Source organism: Flagellimonas beolgyonensis (genome assembly GCF_003992615.1).
In the GTDB taxonomy this organism is placed as follows: domain Bacteria; phylum Bacteroidota; class Bacteroidia; order Flavobacteriales; family Flavobacteriaceae; genus Flagellimonas; species Flagellimonas beolgyonensis.
Genome location: NZ_RZMY01000013.1, coordinates 154,425 through 170,469, shown reverse-complemented (window position 1 = coordinate 170,469; position 16,045 = coordinate 154,425). Strand labels below are relative to the sequence as shown.

General features: G+C 45.7%; 15 protein-coding genes and 1 pseudogene. 13 read left to right on the top strand and 3 right to left on the bottom strand.

Annotation, left to right across the window (positions count from 1 at the left end; translation table 11 throughout):
- Window positions 1–80 precede the first annotated feature (80 nt).
- Together EO131_RS07520 and EO131_RS07515 are read left to right on the top strand one after the other, a co-directional pair.
- Complete coding sequence (locus EO131_RS07520) at window positions 81–413, top strand: hypothetical protein (RefSeq protein WP_127020477.1); 333 nt, start codon at window positions 81–83, stop codon at window positions 411–413.
- Between the two features lie 109 nt (window positions 414–522).
- Entirely contained in the window at window positions 523–1,440 is a 918-nt protein-coding gene (locus EO131_RS07515; RefSeq protein ID WP_127020475.1) for an EamA family transporter, read from the top strand.
- 8 nt (window positions 1,441–1,448) lie between these two features.
- On the opposite strand, the gene EO131_RS07510 is transcribed toward EO131_RS07515, so the two are convergent.
- Window positions 1,449–3,665 carry a carbohydrate binding family 9 domain-containing protein gene (locus EO131_RS07510; RefSeq protein ID WP_206512867.1) on the bottom strand — a complete coding sequence of 739 codons (2,217 nt, stop codon included), beginning with the start codon at window positions 3,663–3,665 and terminating at the stop codon, window positions 1,449–1,451.
- Between the two features lie 90 nt (window positions 3,666–3,755).
- Between EO131_RS07510 and EO131_RS07505 the strand changes: the two genes are divergently transcribed.
- A complete protein-coding gene (locus tag EO131_RS07505; protein WP_127020473.1) occupies window positions 3,756–4,319 on the top strand; it encodes a DUF4251 domain-containing protein in 564 nt (187 codons plus the stop codon).
- 76 nt (window positions 4,320–4,395) lie between these two features.
- Entirely contained in the window at window positions 4,396–5,580 is a 1,185-nt protein-coding gene (locus EO131_RS07500) for a PQQ-dependent sugar dehydrogenase (protein WP_127020471.1), read from the top strand.
- 5 nt (window positions 5,581–5,585) lie between these two features.
- On the opposite strand, the gene EO131_RS07495 is transcribed toward EO131_RS07500, so the two are convergent.
- A complete protein-coding gene (locus EO131_RS07495; RefSeq protein WP_127020469.1) occupies window positions 5,586–5,825 on the bottom strand; it encodes a hypothetical protein in 240 nt (79 codons plus the stop codon).
- 551 nt (window positions 5,826–6,376) lie between these two features.
- On the opposite strand from EO131_RS07495, the gene EO131_RS07490 reads away from it, so the two are divergent.
- From EO131_RS07490 to EO131_RS07455, 8 genes and pseudogenes are all read left to right on the top strand, one after another.
- On the top strand, window positions 6,377–7,108 hold the full coding sequence (locus tag EO131_RS07490; RefSeq protein WP_127020467.1) for a cysteine hydrolase family protein: 732 nt from the start codon (window positions 6,377–6,379) through the stop codon (window positions 7,106–7,108).
- Window positions 7,109–7,481: 373 nt separating this feature from the next.
- A complete protein-coding gene (locus EO131_RS07485) occupies window positions 7,482–8,027 on the top strand; it encodes a carboxymuconolactone decarboxylase family protein (protein WP_127020465.1) in 546 nt (181 codons plus the stop codon).
- A 34-nt stretch (window positions 8,028–8,061) separates the two neighbouring features.
- Window positions 8,062–8,529, top strand: coding sequence for a YHS domain-containing (seleno)protein (locus EO131_RS07480; protein WP_206512866.1), 468 nt, complete (start codon window positions 8,062–8,064; stop codon window positions 8,527–8,529).
- Window positions 8,530–8,594: 65 nt separating this feature from the next.
- The gene (locus tag EO131_RS07475; RefSeq protein WP_206512865.1) at window positions 8,595–9,011 is read left to right on the top strand and encodes a nuclear transport factor 2 family protein; all 417 of its coding nucleotides are present in this window, start codon (window positions 8,595–8,597) and stop codon (window positions 9,009–9,011) included.
- A gap of 173 nt (window positions 9,012–9,184) precedes the next feature.
- Window positions 9,185–10,066 carry a helix-turn-helix domain-containing protein gene (locus EO131_RS07470; protein ID WP_127020463.1) on the top strand — a complete coding sequence of 294 codons (882 nt, stop codon included), beginning with the start codon at window positions 9,185–9,187 and terminating at the stop codon, window positions 10,064–10,066.
- A gap of 11 nt (window positions 10,067–10,077) precedes the next feature.
- Window positions 10,078–10,455, top strand: coding sequence for a DUF302 domain-containing protein (locus EO131_RS07465; RefSeq protein ID WP_127020461.1), 378 nt, complete (start codon window positions 10,078–10,080; stop codon window positions 10,453–10,455).
- A gap of 301 nt (window positions 10,456–10,756) precedes the next feature.
- Window positions 10,757–12,613 carry a ThiF family adenylyltransferase gene (locus tag EO131_RS07460; RefSeq protein ID WP_127020459.1) on the top strand — a complete coding sequence of 619 codons (1,857 nt, stop codon included), beginning with the start codon at window positions 10,757–10,759 and terminating at the stop codon, window positions 12,611–12,613.
- Between the two features lie 27 nt (window positions 12,614–12,640).
- Window positions 12,641–13,066 (top strand): annotated as a pseudogene (locus EO131_RS07455) (Mov34/MPN/PAD-1 family protein); the annotation flags it as partial.
- A 28-nt stretch (window positions 13,067–13,094) separates the two neighbouring features.
- Here EO131_RS07455 and EO131_RS07450 read toward each other — a convergent pair.
- Window positions 13,095–13,829 carry a JAB domain-containing protein gene (locus EO131_RS07450; protein WP_241243808.1) on the bottom strand — a complete coding sequence of 245 codons (735 nt, stop codon included), beginning with the start codon at window positions 13,827–13,829 and terminating at the stop codon, window positions 13,095–13,097.
- Between the two features lie 33 nt (window positions 13,830–13,862).
- On the opposite strand from EO131_RS07450, the gene EO131_RS07445 reads away from it, so the two are divergent.
- Entirely contained in the window at window positions 13,863–15,968 is a 2,106-nt protein-coding gene (locus EO131_RS07445) for an adenylate/guanylate cyclase domain-containing protein (protein ID WP_164731645.1), read from the top strand.
- Window positions 15,969–16,045: the final 77 nt, after the last annotated feature.

The following is a 16,045-nucleotide window of genomic DNA, read 5'->3' as shown; positions in this document are numbered from 1 at the left end:
GTTAATTGGCAAACAATTCTGTAGGATATTGCTTATCTTAAAGGTGGAATTATTTTTTCATGCAAAAGTTGAACAAGATTATGGAACCAATTGTAAAAAAAGCCGCATTGCCCAAATCTGAACTGTTGATTCGTTTTGAACGAAGCAATAAAATGTTCCAACGATTGTCCCAAAAATTAAACTCCTATACGAGCGAACCCCATTGCTTTTCGGGGTTCGAGCAATGCAACAAACTAAAGCGCGACTTTCGCACCTTTGCGAAACACCAAAAACAACTTACGGACCAAATTCAAATGGCAAACGAAGGGGTTTCCAGCCAACTTGCGGCCGACATACGGTTACATTTAAGGCGTTACAAGGAATTGGAAAGTGCCATTGCGCAATATCTTTTGGATCTGAATTTCACTTCATAGACCACTGGCTTGCAACATTTGGAAATTAATTGTTGCAAATGAAAAACACCAACAGTTTTCTACTCTTTCAAACATCCGTAATATTGCAGGGCAAACAATTGGCCTTGATATGGGAAAATCTCCGAACGCTGCATTGGTACTATTGGCATTTTTTGCCATCTACGTGATTTGGGGATCCACCTACCTGTTAAATAAGATCGCAGTGCTCGAACTGGAGCCTTTTATGTTGGCCTCCTGTCGCTTTACGACGGCCGGACTTTTGATCTTCATATTGGCCAAAATCATGAAAATTCCGTTGACCATCACCAAAAAGCAATTGTGGAATGCCATAATTGCGGGTATCCTTTTTCTCAGTTTTGGCAACGGGGTAGTGGTGTGGGCACTTCGTTATGTGGACAGTGGGTTTGCCGCTTTGGAAATTTCCGCCCAGCCGCTCATCATTTTATTGTTGATGCGGGTGTTGCAGGGCAAAAAAATACAGCCCATGTCGGTGATTGGGGTAATCTTGGGAATTATTGGTATCTATTTACTGGTGAGCCAGAAACAGATCATTGCCCAAGAAGAATCCATTGTTGGAATGGTCATGATTTTCTTTTGTATGCTCAGTTGGGCGTATGGCAGTTTGTTTGTGGCCCGTGCCGACCTGCCGAACAATTATTTTGTGAATACCGGCTACCAAATGTTCACTGCGGGACTCACTTTGGCATTGATGAGCTTGGCGTTTGGCGAGGAATGGTCCTCACCTTTGGAGTGGAGCGGTAAGGTACAATGGTCCATGATTCTGTTGGTGTTGTTTGGCAGCATTGTCGCCTTTACTTCCTTCAATTACTTGCTCAAAGCCGTATCTCCCGAAAAGGTGGCCACATCTACTTATGTCAATCCTATCGTGGCCTTGCTGCTGGGATGGTACTTTTTGGACGAGACCATTACGCTACAATCCATTGTGGCTGCCACTATTTTGCTTACCGGTGTCTATTTTATCAATACCAAAAAAACCTTGGCCATTTTCGAGCGCTTCAAACGATAAAATAACTTTTATCGCATGAGGTCAAAACGATGGGTGTATTTGATGGTCAGCGTTTGATTGTCCAAAGCATCGATCAAATCATCGTCCTTCACCACATTGAAAACCACAAAAAGTCCTGTATTGGCATTTTGAAGCCATCCGAACCGAGCATTGACCGAAGTGATGTTCGAGACATTGTTGCGTTGGATCAAACTTTGCACAAAAATGCGCGGCGTAAACGAATACGACAATCGAAGCCCGCCCACAAGCGCGGTGAGATTTCCGGTATCCAATTGAATGTCACTGTGACTGAATGCAAGGGAGGAGTTGAACCGATCTCCGACCCTGTATTTTACAGTGCCGCTGTTGGTGATTTGGTGTCCGTTAAAATAGCCCCCGATGATCGTTCGTGTATCAAAGAACAGGGCATTGTTGGGATTGGTGGTGATCACCAATTGCAATTCTTCGTTGTTGTAATAACCCACGGGTACCGTTACATCGGAGATGGTGAAATCTTGAAAAACCTGCTCTGCGGTAAAATTTATCCCTGTATGGATTTCCAACCCGCTCTTGAATACCCAATGGTTGTCCACGTGTAAAAAACTAGTGACCAATTGATCGTCAAAATTCCAATAGCCGCGGTATGACACGTGTGGGCGAATCTCCAACAATTGTCCAGCATTCTTGAACCGGTGTGTTTTAAAAACCAAAAACTCTGGCTTTCTAAAGGCGGTGCGCTGCAAGAAACCCACTTCGGGATTGAATCCTTCGCCAACTTCGGTATAGCCGGCAGTCAATCGCCAGCCATCCCAATCGTAATTTCCCAAAATTTTGAAGGCATGGTCGTTTGCTTCAATTCCCGGGGTAACACTTTTTGCCACAAAACCTATGATTTCGGCTTTGTTGCCAAGGCCCCATTTGCCATCCACGGCAAAAACACGGTTGTAGTCATCTTCCAATTCCCCTAAACCTGCCCGGTTGATGAAAATCCCCCCTACGGAAGATCGTGTACCGGAAACATTATGGTTGACACGCGTCACAGTGAAGTTGTTTTTTTCAATGCCCGTATCGCTTACATCATCCGTGAACATACTCAAAAAGCCCACATTGGTTTGCCCCACTTTACCGGATAATCGGGCACCGCCGATAATGGGCACCAAACTGCCATCCTCACTGATCCCGATCCGCCTGCTGAAAAACAGGTCCACCTCACCCGGACTTCCCACACTGAACTGCCCTGCATTTTCCAAGAAAAAAGCACGTTTCTCCGGGAAAAATAAGTTGAAGCGATCCAAGTTCACCTGTTGGTCGTCCACTTCAACTTGGGCGAAATCCGTATTATAGGTAAGATCTAAGGTCAAGCTTGGTGTCACACTAAATTTTACATCCATACCGGCATCAAATTCGGTATCGGTCTCGTTCGGCTCTACCGATTTGTCGTTCACATATCTGCCCAATACATAGGGAATCACCTTCAGGTTTCCGGGGTTTTTAAGGTTCAATCCTTCCAAATTGCCTGCCAGGGACAACCGTTTCATGTCAAAACCCAGTGGGAGGGAAGTCCAATAGGCCGTTTCGGTATTTTTGCTGATGTTCCGTTGAAAATTCAACCCCCAGGTTTTGCCATCACCAGGGGCAAAGCGCAAAGACCGAAAGGGAATGGCAAATTCGGCACTCCAGCCATAATCGCCCATTTGCGATTTTACTTTCCAAGTGGCATCCCAATTGATGTTGGTTCCCCCGATCACTCCACCCTGTTGGCGATTGGCGTTGTTGTTGCCCTTGCCCTCGTTGTCAATTTGGGCATCATATTCCATGCCTTGGGCATTGGTCCCGAACAAAAACCCGTTCTGTCGGTCGTGATAGGTATCGATGATGAACAGAAAACTGTCCTCGTCGTTCAAATCGGCATCACGCCTGGAATCCGATACCACAATGTTGGCCGCATCGGTATCGTAGCATACTACCGAAACATAAAAGGTTGTGGCGGTGTAGGCAATTCGCACTTCGGTTTTTTCTGAAACAGGGGCCCCATAATTGGGACGAATCTGAAGCAGGTCGGTTATGGCAGGGACGTTTTGCCAAATCGGGTCGTTTATCACATGGCCATCCACCTGCACATCCTGTTCCAGCATGGTGGCCTGATAGGTGGGTTTGGCTGTGGAGGAGTTGTTCAATTGGGCATGTACGGTAATGCAACAACAGCACAGTGTAGCAAACAGCAGTTGGCCTAAAGTGGTCTTCATAAAAGTCAGTCTAGTTGGTGTTTAAATATAGGGCATAAATAGTAATTGGTTGGATGTTTTCGTAAATTGTAGATACTAAAAAAAGAGGCGATGAAAACAATGATCAAGATGGGCTTGTTCCTATCTGTAATTTTAATGACGGCCTGCGCTGCCGGTTCCAAGGCAACCCCTGAAGAAAAGGCGGCACTCGATAAAATGGTCAATGAAAAGCAAATGGAAGTTCGTGTCCTGTGGGCCCAACCTATGGCTAGTCAAGGGTTGAACAGTATCGCCAATGCCGGCCTGCTACCGCCGGGCAGTACGGCCAGCAGGATCGATGTGTCCAGTTCCCGGGGCTATTTGCGAATGGTGGGCGATAGCGTCATGGCCGATTTGCCCTATTATGGGGAACGACGTATGGGCGGTGGGTACAACACAAGGGATGTTGGCATCAAATTCAAGGGGGTGCCCGAGGAATTTATCTCGGAACCCATGACAAAATCGGATGGTTATACCCTAAAATTCAATATTAATAACGGCACGGAAGTCTTTCAGGTAATGGCGCAGTTGTATCCCAACCAAAATGCCCTGCTCACCATAGCCAGTTCGCACCGTACCAATATTTGGTACCAAGGCAATCTGTACCTCTATGAAAAAAAGGACGGATCTCGGTAAAAGTGTCCTTAGGAGAATTCCATTGTTCCCCAATTTTGTCTTAGCTTTAGGGGTTGAAACCAAAAAGAAAACCAACATGAAAATGAATACTATGACCTTTAGGTCATTAACGATGCTGGCTTTTTCCCTCCTTATTTTTTCCTGTAACGGAAAAAAGGAACAGCAGACCGAAGAAGCCAACGAAGAAACCGTGGTGGAACAGGATTCCTTGCTCCCCTTGAACCGATTGAACCTCCCGGAAGGATTTAAAATAGAAATATATGCCAAAGGTTTGGACGGTGCCCGTTCCATGGCCATGGGTGACGATGGCACCCTTTTTGTCGGAACGCGTAGGGAAGGCAATGTGTATGCCGTAAAGGATACCGATGGCGATTATAAGGCCGATAAAATGTGGACCATAGCTTCGGGAATGACCTTGCCGAATGGCGTGGCCTTCAAGGATGGCAGTCTGTATTTGGCCGATGTGAGCCGCTTGCTCAAATACAACAACATCGAAAACGAACTGGATGGCCCCAGCGAGCCCGAATTGATCTACGACGATTATCCGGAGGCCCTGCACCATGGCTGGAAATACATCGCCTTTGGGCCGGATGATAAATTGTATGTACCAGTAGGTGCGCCCTGCAACATTTGTGACAGTACCATGGTGGACGAACGCTATGCCACCATTACCCGCATGAATGCCGACGGTACCGACCGTGAGATTGTGGCCCGTGGAGTGCGCAATACCGTAGGCTTTACATGGCATCCGGAGTCCAAAGAACTCTATTTTACCGATAACGGAAGGGACATGATGGGCGACGACGTTCCGCCCTGCGAATTGAACAGAGTGACCGAGATGGGTCAACACTTTGGCTATCCGTTCTGCCACGGAGGCACCATTGCCGATCCAGAGTTTGGCGACCAACGTCCCTGTTCCGATTTTGTGCCACCCGTTCAAAACCTGGGCCCCCACGTAGCACCGTTGGCCGTAAAGTTCGATACAGGCTCCATGTTCCCCGAAAGTTATAAGGGGCATGCCTTTATTGCCGAACACGGCTCTTGGAACCGTTCCAAAAAAATAGGGTATCGCATCATGTTGGTGAAATTGGATGCCAATGGCAATGCTACCAGCTACGAACCTTTTATTGATGGTTGGTTGGATGAGGAAAGCCAAGAGGCCTTCGGTCGTCCGGTGGACCTGTTGTTCTTACAGGATGGTTCGCTGTTGATCTCCGACGATGTGGGGGACGCCATCTATCGCGTTACCTATCAGGGGTAAGTTCTTCAATTAAACGTATCAAAGTACTTGGGAAGGGACAAAGGTTCCATTTTCCAGGTACTTTTTTTATGGTCCTGATCGCAGACTTCCAAAAAAATGTGGCTCACCACGGGATGGTCTTTCGGAACGATCCGTTCCACCGAAAAGGTCCAATCCTCGTGCTCAAAGAAAAACTCCGTTTTTTCATCATTGGTCCCACTGCGGATCATACGTCCATTGTCGAGCACCAAGCAGGGTGCGGACAACAGCCCCTTGTTTGTGTGCCAGCATAGGTAACGGATGGACAGGTTTTTTAACAGATCAATGCGGACAATGTATGTTCCGTTGCCGCAAAACAAAAGGATTCGTTCAATGGTAGGGTCGCTCCAGTAGATGGCTAAGTAGGTTTAAGTTGGCTTGGATACTAGAAACGGTACAAAAAAAAGCGTATTGTGTTACACCCGATTTCTTTTTCCCCAATGGGCGCCATGCAGCCATCCGGCCATATAAATGATACAGCCCAAAAGAACCAGCGCAATGATCTGTAAAGTATTTATGGTTTCCAGTGTACTCATATTATCGAATTTTCCTACAAACTACGCGCTATGCAACATCTTTACGCATACAATTGACAAATACCCCTTTTGAATTGACGGATATAGGGTTTCAATTGACGAATGTCCAATCTTTCTTACGTGATTTTTCGTTGGTTCGAAAATCGTCCATCGACTGGCGAACTACGTCCATTTTTTGCCATTCCAAACCGCCGCAACTTTGTACCATCAAAATTAAAGTTTAACCCTATAAACAAAATATCATGAAAAATTTGATGCGAACCATTTCAGTGTTCATGTTAACAATCACGGGCATTTTTGCCCAATTGCCAGAACCCGGTTTTATCATCGATGAGCGTACCGCCATCGTGATCACCGATCCACAGAACGATTTCCTAAGCCCCGATGGTGTGGCCTGGGGTGCCGTAGGGCAGAGCGTTCAGGAGAACAACACCATCGAGAACTTGGAAACCATTTTCAAGTTGGGCGAAAAGTACGATATGCCCGTGTTCATTTCTCCCCACTACTATTACCAGCACGATCACGTGTGGAAGTTTGAGGGAACCCTCGAAAAATTGATGCACAACATCAACATGTTCGATCGTGGCGACCAATTGAACGTAGAGGGATTTGAAGGCTCCGGTGCCGACTGGTTGCCCCGTTACAAAAAATACATCAACAAGGATAGGGTAGTGGTAACCAGCCCCCACAAGGTGTTCGGTTCCGAATCCAACGACTTGGCCCTTCAGTTGCGCAAACAAGGTATCGACAAGGTGATCTTGGCCGGGATGTCCGGTAACCTATGTGCCGAATCGCACATGAGGGAATTGGTGGAAAACGGTTTTGAGGTGGCCGTGGTCGGCGATGCCACCGCTTCTGCCAAATTGCCCGGACTGGATGGCGACCAAGCTGCACAGACCAATTATAAAATGATTTCCAGCAGGGTGTTCACCACCAAAGAATTGGTTGAGGAGTTCAAAATGTACAAAAAGTAGAGGAGCGTCATTTTTAGTGAGTGATGATGTGGTTGTGAAGGGGTCCGGCTTTTGGTCGGGCCCCTTTTTGTTTTGGGGCTATATAAATGTTCAAAAACGGATTTCTCAAAATAGTAAGATGCGTCATTCTGAACCTGCCTGTCGGCAGACAGGTTCAGTTCAGAATCCCATCTTGTTGATGAGAACCTGAACCCTGCCTAGTCGGCAGGCAGGCGAATTCAGGTTGACGGTAACCAGTTACTTGGTTTTCGGGCATTTTTATCCATCAAGGGAAAAATGTCCAAGAACAAGTGACATCTGTCCATTTTATCCCAGCCATTGCCATTGCACCTTTGTATCGTCAATAATGACAAAGAATTAAAAAACAAAAACTATGACACGTTTACAAGCATTGGATCCCAAAGACGCAACCGGAAGATCCAAAGAACTTTTTGATGGCATCCAAGGCAAATTGGGCATGGTGCCGAACATGATGCGTACCATGGGCAACTCATCTGCCGTATTGGAAGGCTATTTGAACTTGAGCGATGCCTTGGGCAAAGGAACCTTGGGTGGTCGTTTGGGCGAATTGATCGCTTTGGCCGTGGCCGAGTCCAACTCTTGCAACTATTGTTTGTCCGCCCATTCCTTTATCGGGGAAAAATTGGTGAGCATTGATACCGACACCTTGCACATGGCCCGCGAAGGCCGTAACAAAGATCCCAAGATCGCTGCTGCCCTTACATTCGCCAAAACTTTGGTGGAAAAAAGAGGTAGGGTATCCGCAGACGACGTGGAAACCGTTAAAAATGCCGGTTTTACCGATGGTGCCGTAGGCGAGATCGTGGCACACGTGGCCTTGAACGTTTTCACCAACTACTTTAACAACACTGCCAACACGGATATCGATTTTCCGGTAGTGGAAGCTGAAACTGTATAGTGTTCATTTTTTCTAATTATAAAATCAATAACAGATGAAATCAATTAAATCCATTTTTCTTTTAGGGGTAGCCTTGTTTGCCATGATCGGTGCACAGGCGCAGATAGACCCTATTGACAAGAACGGACTTGCCATTGGCGGGTACGATGTTGTGGCCTATTTCTCCGGAGCGGCCCAAAAAGGAAGCAAATCCTACATGGCCAAGCACAATGGGGCAACCTATTACTTTGCCAGCAAGGCCAACCGTGACGCTTTCACCAAGGCACCCAGCAACTACTTGCCTCAATTCGATGGCTATTGCGCTTGGGGTGTGGCTGCAAAGGACACCAAGTTTCCCATCAATCCGGAAACTTTCGATATAGTGGATGGTAAACTGTACCTATTCTACAATGGTCCGTTTGACGGGAAGACTTTGGACACTTCCTTGGATTGGGGCCAACGCACCACAGAGCTTAAAAAGGCGGCACACGCCAAATGGGCCAAGGTGAAAAACAGCAAATAGTTTTAATTCCAAAGGGTAGGGCTTGCCATAGGTCCTGCCCTTTTTTATTTTAAAAAAGACACAGCATGATCATTGAAAAAAAATATCCGTTGCCCCCCTTTACCGAAGCAACGGCCAAAGAAAAAGTACAATTGGCAGAAGATGCCTGGAACAGCCAAGACCCCAATAAGGTAAGCATGGCCTACACCGTGGACACCGAATGGCGCAACCGCTCCCAGTTTGTGAACGGGCGTGAGGAGGTCGTTGCCTTTTTGACGGACAAGTGGCAAAAGGAAAAAAACTATAAACTACGTAAGGAACTCTGGGCCTTTTCCGACAACCGTATTGCAGTGCGTTTTGAATATGAGTACCAAAATGCCCAAGGGCAATGGTTCCGTGCGTACGGGAACGAGAACTGGGAGTTCAACCAGTACGGGTTGATGCAAAAGCGATATGCCAGCATCAACGACCTGCCCATTGCGGCCAACGAACGTCGATTGTGATCTCGGATTGTCCGTGATCAATCAAAGCAATAATAAGTGTCAGGTCGAGCGCAGTCGAGACCGCATTTAAGCTACTGACCTTGTTGACTTCTCGACTGCGCTCGAAGTGACATTGCGTTATGACTGAGTACTAATTACTAACAACTAACCACTAAAGTCTAACCACTAAAAAAATGGACCTCTACAACACCAACACGCTAATTGACGAACAAACGGGCAACTTGGCCTTTAAGCTTTCCCATTTTGAGGACAGCTGCCAGTTCTGCGATACCAACCGCCACAACTACTACTCCCTGATTTGGATCAAAAAGGGGAGGGGTACCGCCCAGGTGGATTTTCAGGAACACGCCTTTACGCCAAACACCCTGTTCGCCATGACGCCCTACCAACCCTTTACCCTTACCGAGGACGAACCGTTGGAAGGCGTGGTGTTGCATTTCCATCCCGATTTTTTCTGCATCCACCATCACCACGAACAGGTGGCCTGCAACGGGGTGCTCTTCAACAATATTTACAACCCGCCCATGCTCTGCGTTACGGACGACATCCGCAACGAGCTGGACATGGTACTGCAACAAATGCGCCTAGAGGTGCAGAAGGCTGAAATGGCCCAGTACGAGCTGTTGGTCTCCTACCTCAAGATCTTTTTGATCACCACCTCCCGCGCCAAGGCCAAGCAACAGCCCGAAGTGCTGGAAGGGCTATCCGACGAAAAGGAGCCCTTTATCCTCCAAAAGCTGAAAAACCTGATCGAGACCCACTACCGCACCAAGCACTCCGCCGGGGAGTATGCCGACCTGCTGAACATAAGCCCCAAGGCGCTGGCCAAGATCACCAAGAACCATTTTAACAAGACCATGACCAACCTGATCAGCGAGCGGATCATTATAGAGGCCAAGCGAGAGCTGTACCTCACCAACAAAAGTGTAAAGGAGATCGCCTACGACCTCGGGTACGACGATGAGCACTACTTTAGCCGCTTTTTTAAGAACAACGCCGAGATCTCGCCCACAACCTACCGCGAAACCGTGGGCTTTGCCCGCGCCACCGCCTAAACATACCGCTTATGAAAGCCCATGTGGAACACCAACTGCTACCGCTGCCCTTTGGGCAGGCGTACAACACCCTGAAACAACGGATCACCGACCACGGTTTTCTGCTACTGCACGAGATCGATACCCAGGCCATTGTGGCCAAGCATGGGATTACCATACCGCCCTTGCGGCAATTGCTCTTTTTTGAGCCCAAATACATTGCCCAGATCATGGCGGGCGACCCTATGGCGATCAACGACATTCCCTTAAAACTGGTACTGCAAGAGGTGGATGCCCATACCACCCAACTGAGCTTTAAAAACCCCGTGGGCAGCCTACAGGGTTATGGGCTGGACCCTGCCATGGCAGAAGAATTGTTGGAAAGGGTGCAGGGGATTGTGGCGTTGTAGTTGGCGGTTACTTTTTGGAGGTATTGGATAGTAGAAGAAAGCCCTTTAGGGCTTTTTTTGTAGGGTTACGGAAATCCGTAATTTTTTACGTGTTAAATTTTGTAACTTTAATACTTAATACGTTAAGTGCGTATGGAATTTGTATAATATTAAATTTTAAGATTATGTCAGAACACAAAAATGATGGAAAACCTGGAAAACCTGGAAAACCTGGAAAACCAGACAAACCAGGCAAACCGGACAATCCTGGTAACCCTCATAAACCGCCTAAACCACCTGGAACAAGACCTGTTGGATAGAAATGAGTGTTTGGTTTGAAAATTATCCGGAAAAACTCGAAAACGAGATTAAAATATTAAAAGCCAATGGAATTGATGTCCAAAGGAATGAGGAATTATTTAAGGAAAAAATAGTTCAACTTAAATGTAGAATTCCTGTCCAAAATACATTTGGTTTAGAGTTGGAAGAGGATTTAGAACTACAAATTAATTTTCCGGATAATTACCCTTTTTTTCGTCCTGAAGTAGTTGCAACAAATATTCGGCTACCAAGGCATCAAAATTATTTAGATGGTAATTTATGCTTAATACATAGACCAAGTCAGTTTTGGGATATTCCTGAAAATATTTTTGAGTATTTAAGCGAGAGATTACCCTTGGTTTTTGAAAAGGGAAATATAGTTGATGATGAAAAAATAAAGGCTGATCCAAATGAACAAGCTGAACCGCTATCTGAATACTTTTATACTCCAACTAATATTGCAATTCTAAGTGATCGACCCACTTTATTTGATGTTGGTTTGCCGCAAAATGATGATAATCTCGAAATTCTTGATCATGGATTCTTAAAAATTGGATTTCAAGGAGAACTTGGAAAAACTCAAATTTTTGAATCTAGGAAAATTGGCGAGCTAAGTAAATATTTTCCAACACCCTCGGTTAATGGTGATATAGCAAAATGTTTTGTATTGGATTGGCTTGATCAAGAATCAAAAAGTTTAATGCCTAATCCAAGTTTTGATATAAATAAATTAAGAGGGGTTCATAATATATTTACCACAAAATGGTATAGAATTAACAATATTAAATTGCTGGAAGATAGGAATTTGTTATCTTCTTTAATGGAGGAATTAAGTGTTAGAAACATTCAAAAGCCTGTTAAAAGAACAATAAATTTTTATGACCTAAAGGGGCTCAACTTTGTTGCGATTTTATTTCCAGAGGAAACTGCTATAGGGCAAAAGGGATGGGGTTGGATGTTTTTAGTAAATGGAGAAGTTAAACATATAAATGGTCAGCGTCCGAATGAAAAATTAAATTCTAATCTGAACCTTCCTATTATCAGTTTACAAAAGGAAGATTACATGCAAAGGATTCCAAATTCAAAAACCTTACATGGAAAAACTATTTCCATAATAGGTTTGGGTACAATCGGAGCACCCTCTGTAATTGAATTTGCAAAGAATGGGGTTTCCAAATTAAAATTAATGGATTTTGACATTGTTGATGTCTCATCTTCTTCTCGATGGCCTTTAGGGATTGAATATAGTGGTAGCAGTAAGACTTTAGCGTTGAAGCAATTTATAGATGCAAATTATCCATTTGTTGATGTGGAAATTGTAAATCATAAAATTGGTAGTACAAGTCAATTATTTTTTAACAATGAGGATGAAAAAATAAAATGGTTACTTGATGATTGTTCTTTATTATATGATGCCTCAGCAGAAGAGGGAGTAAATAACCTCATTTCAAGATTATGTAAAAATAGGTCAATCCCTTACATGTCAATAGAAGCAAGACGAGGAGCATGGGGAGGAATTGTGATGAGGGTTGTGCCAAGTGAAACTAAAGGTTGTTGGATGTGTTTACAATATCATCTTAATGATGGTACCATTAAACCCCCTAATGAAGATAAGAATGGAGGTATACAGCCTCAAGGATGTGGTGACGTAACATTTACAGGATCAAGTTTTGATTTACAAAATATTTCATTAGCTGGAGTTCGAATGGCTGTTGATGTGTTAAAAGTTGGCAAACAAACAGGAAGCTGGGATGTTGGAATTTTAAATATGGTGGATGACAAAGGAATTGAAATACCACCTAGTTGGGAAGTGCACAAATTAGTTAAGCATCCTGATTGCCCATATTGTAAGGAATGAAAGTCTGGTTAAAAAAAAAACCTTAGAGAAAAAATAATAGAAGACTCTCAAAGCTTTCTGCCACTAGAGACAGGTGGGATGTTAATTGGATATAAAGATATTTTTGGAAATTTAGTAATTACAATATTAATTGATGGGGGTCCTGATGCAATAAGATTAGAAGACAGCTTTATACCAGACGGTAAGTTTCAGCAGGAAAAACTGGAAGAATTTTTTCATCAATCAAGAGGTGTATTAACATATTTAGGAGATTGGCATTCTCATCCATATTCTTATCCATACATGAGTAATTTGGATTTGAAAACAATTAAGAAGATTGCAAAATATAAATCTTCAAAAACACCAAACCCAATATTTATAATTATTGGCACTTCTGAATCGGAGATAAAATGTTGGATGTACAAGAAGTCTAAAGAATCAATTGTTGTTGAATTACCAATTGAATTATTTTGAAAAATGAGATTGTAATTTGGATTTGACCTTATATACCCCCAATCACTTTCAAACTCAACCCAGTCACTTTTTTAATAACCTCGTCCGTTAACCCTTCACCCTTCATCTTTTTTGCTACTTTAAGTAGCTCCTCTTTTCGTGCCCGCTTTTTCTCGGTATCGATCTTAAACTGTTCCAATTCCTGCTTTTCAGGGCCCATGATCTCAAACAAACCGCTTTTTTTGAGTTGGTCCATTACCCCTTGGTCGGCAAAACTGGTATAGTGGGTTTCGGTGATCACCAAATGGTCCAGCACTTCCACTTTGATCAGTTTCCCCACTTTTAGCATGTGGTCGGTAAAGGTAATATCGGCATCGGTCACTTCGTGCGAGCCGCTGGGGTGGTTGTGCACCAAGATCAGCTTGCTGGCCAGTTTGTAGATCGCCATGCGGAACACGTCGGGCGGGTCGGCATTTACCCGGTTGCTGGCCCCCAGGCCAATGAGTTCCACAAACAGGATCTTGTTGTTGTGGTTAAGGCCCACCACCCAAAAATGCTCTTGGTTGCGGCGTATCTTGTTTTCGCGCAGCAAAACCTGCTGCATGATCGCATATATGTCCGTAGAGTTGAGCACTTTGATCTTCTGTTCTTTGGTAAGCCGTACGTTCATGGTAGGTGTGTTGTAATTTTTGGGTCTGGGAAAGGTAATCCATGCCCGCGAGAAAAACAAAAATGGGGCGGGGGTAGCTTCAATATGCCGTATCGTGTTCCAGTATGGTCCCATTTTACTATTTTAGGGAACACAATCGACCGCGCCATGGGCATGCACCGCAAATTGACCGCCATAATGTTTACCGATGTGCAGGGGTACACCGCCATCATGCACGAGGATGAACAACGGGCCCTGGCCTTGCGCAATAGGCACCGTACCCTGTTCAAGGAGCTTACCGAGCAGTATCGGGGTACCTTGGTGCAATACTTTGGCGATGGCACCCTCACCATTTTCGACAGTGCCGTGGATGCTGTGGAGTGTGCGCTGGCCCTTCAAAAAGGATTTCGGGAGGACCCCGTGATCCCCGTTCGCATCGGGATCCACGTGGGCGACATTGTACTTGCCGAAGACGATATTATGGGCGATGCCGTAAATGTGGCCTCGCGCATAGAGGCGGTTTCAGTGCCGGGCAGTATCTTCTTTTCCGGCCTGGTGAACGACCAACTGCGGAGCCATAAAAAATTCGAGACCCGCTTTTTGGATGTTTTCCATTTTAAGAACGTAAAAGAACCCATTCCCGTTTTCGCTTTGGTGGATGATGATCTGGAAGTTCCCGAACGCAAGGCCTACATAAAGGACCCCAGCCGGGAAAGTGCCGACTTGCTGTCCAAATACCAAAATAGGGGAGGCGGTAAACGCAGACTGGGTGCTTGGGCCGTTGGGGCGGTAGTGGTAATCGGTCTGTTGGTAGTAGGATATTATGCCCTCATCAAAAACAGCAACGGTTTGCCCACTCCAAGTAACAAGGCACTGGGCAGTATCGCCGTATTGCCCGTGCAGAACCTTACGGGCGAGGCACAAAACGATGTGCTGAGCGAAACCATTACCGACGACCTGATCGCGCAATTGTCCGACAAGCTCATCACCATAAAAGTGGTGCCCAAATCCTTGGTGCAGGACTATTTGGACCAAGGCAAATCGTTGCAGCAAATGGCGGCCGCCTTGGAGGTGGGCTATATGCTGGAAGGCGCGCTGCACCAATCCGATAGTCTGTACAACCTCGACCTCCGCCTGGCCGATGCCCTGGAGCGGGTGTACCTTTGGTCCGAACGGTACGACCATGTATCGGGCGACAACATTGCGGCCACCTTGCAAGATCGCACCAGTGGGGTGATCACCACCGAACTGAGCGCCCATTACCGGAATCGGGAAAAGACCAGTACCCAAAACCAGACCTTGGACAATAAGGATGTGAATGAATTGTTGGCCCGTGCCGATGCCCTCACCAATAAAATGGACAAGGAATCCATGTACCAAGCTATGCCGCTGTACCAAAAAGTGATCCAGTTGGAGCCCAACAGGGCCGAGGGCTATATTGGTTTGGCCCGTATCTACACCATTGGCGGTATGATCTGGGGCTATTTTAAACAAGAGGAATCCAGAACGAGGGCCGCGGAGTACCTGGAAAAATCCATAGCTCTGAAACCCACCTTGGAAGCCTCGCAATACCTGTTGGTGAGCAAGTTTTTCTTTGAACACGATTTTGAGTATTCGGAGGAACATTTGTCGTTGGTGGCCATTTTGCCCCCCTTTCCGGATGGGGCTTTTTACTCAGTGTACAGCAATATGCTAGGCCGTTTTGACGAGAGCATCCACTTTGCGGAAAACTACATCGACCGTTTCCCCGATGCGGGCAACGGGTATGCACAGATGATACGCGCCTATTTTCTGGCCGGGGATTGGGCCAAGGCCGACAGTTTGATGAACCGTTGTGACAGCCGCTTCAAGCACGACCTGTTCTACACCCGTGATGTGGCCATGGTACACTTGAACATGGGCAACTTTGAAGCGTTCAAGGAAATGAATAATATCCTAAAGACCAATTTTCTGGACAATGCTTCGGTACACCTCTATTACGATGCGGTGGCCCTACACCACGACGGTGCGGACCCGGCCAAAATTCAGGAAAAGCTAAACCTGCTGAACGAACAGTACGATCAGGGTATGGCGGGCTCGCCAGCATGGTTCTTGGCCATGTACTATTTTTACCTAAAGGACGAAGACACCGCTTTTGAGTGGTTGAAGAAGTCGGTCGAACGCAGGGATGTGGAAACGCTGTGGCTCAAAACGGAATATTGGGTACAGCCCTACAAAAAGACGAACGACCCCCGGTACGTGGCTCTGTACAACCAAATCGATTGGCCGGAGTAGGGTTCTTTCAATAAAAACCGCCATTTGCAAGCCATTCGCTAAGGGCGGTTTTTTAGTTAGACTTTACTTTTAAGAAA

What these genes read in the sequence shown, in the direction of transcription:
- EO131_RS07490 (WP_127020467.1), top strand. Translation starts at nt 6,377, where the DNA reads ATGAAAAATTTGATGCGAACCATTTCAGTGTTCATGTTAACAATCACG.
- EO131_RS07505 (WP_127020473.1), top strand. Translation starts at nt 3,756, where the DNA reads ATGAAAACAATGATCAAGATGGGCTTGTTCCTATCTGTAATTTTAATG.
- EO131_RS07480 (WP_206512866.1), top strand. Translation starts at nt 8,062, where the DNA reads ATGAAATCAATTAAATCCATTTTTCTTTTAGGGGTAGCCTTGTTTGCC.
- EO131_RS07465 (WP_127020461.1), top strand. Translation starts at nt 10,078, where the DNA reads ATGAAAGCCCATGTGGAACACCAACTGCTACCGCTGCCCTTTGGGCAG.
- EO131_RS07445 (WP_164731645.1), top strand. Translation starts at nt 13,863, where the DNA reads ATGGGCATGCACCGCAAATTGACCGCCATAATGTTTACCGATGTGCAG.
- EO131_RS07450 (WP_241243808.1), bottom strand. Translation starts at nt 13,829, where the DNA reads ATGGGACCATACTGGAACACGATACGGCATATTGAAGCTACCCCCGCC.
- EO131_RS07500 (WP_127020471.1), top strand. Translation starts at nt 4,396, where the DNA reads ATGAAAATGAATACTATGACCTTTAGGTCATTAACGATGCTGGCTTTT.
- EO131_RS07475 (WP_206512865.1), top strand. Translation starts at nt 8,595, where the DNA reads ATGATCATTGAAAAAAAATATCCGTTGCCCCCCTTTACCGAAGCAACG.
- EO131_RS07515 (WP_127020475.1), top strand. Translation starts at nt 523, where the DNA reads ATGGGAAAATCTCCGAACGCTGCATTGGTACTATTGGCATTTTTTGCC.
- EO131_RS07520 (WP_127020477.1), top strand. Translation starts at nt 81, where the DNA reads ATGGAACCAATTGTAAAAAAAGCCGCATTGCCCAAATCTGAACTGTTG.
- EO131_RS07485 (WP_127020465.1), top strand. Translation starts at nt 7,482, where the DNA reads ATGACACGTTTACAAGCATTGGATCCCAAAGACGCAACCGGAAGATCC.
- EO131_RS07510 (WP_206512867.1), bottom strand. Translation starts at nt 3,665, where the DNA reads ATGAAGACCACTTTAGGCCAACTGCTGTTTGCTACACTGTGCTGTTGT.
- EO131_RS07460 (WP_127020459.1), top strand. Translation starts at nt 10,757, where the DNA reads ATGAGTGTTTGGTTTGAAAATTATCCGGAAAAACTCGAAAACGAGATT.
- EO131_RS07470 (WP_127020463.1), top strand. Translation starts at nt 9,185, where the DNA reads ATGGACCTCTACAACACCAACACGCTAATTGACGAACAAACGGGCAAC.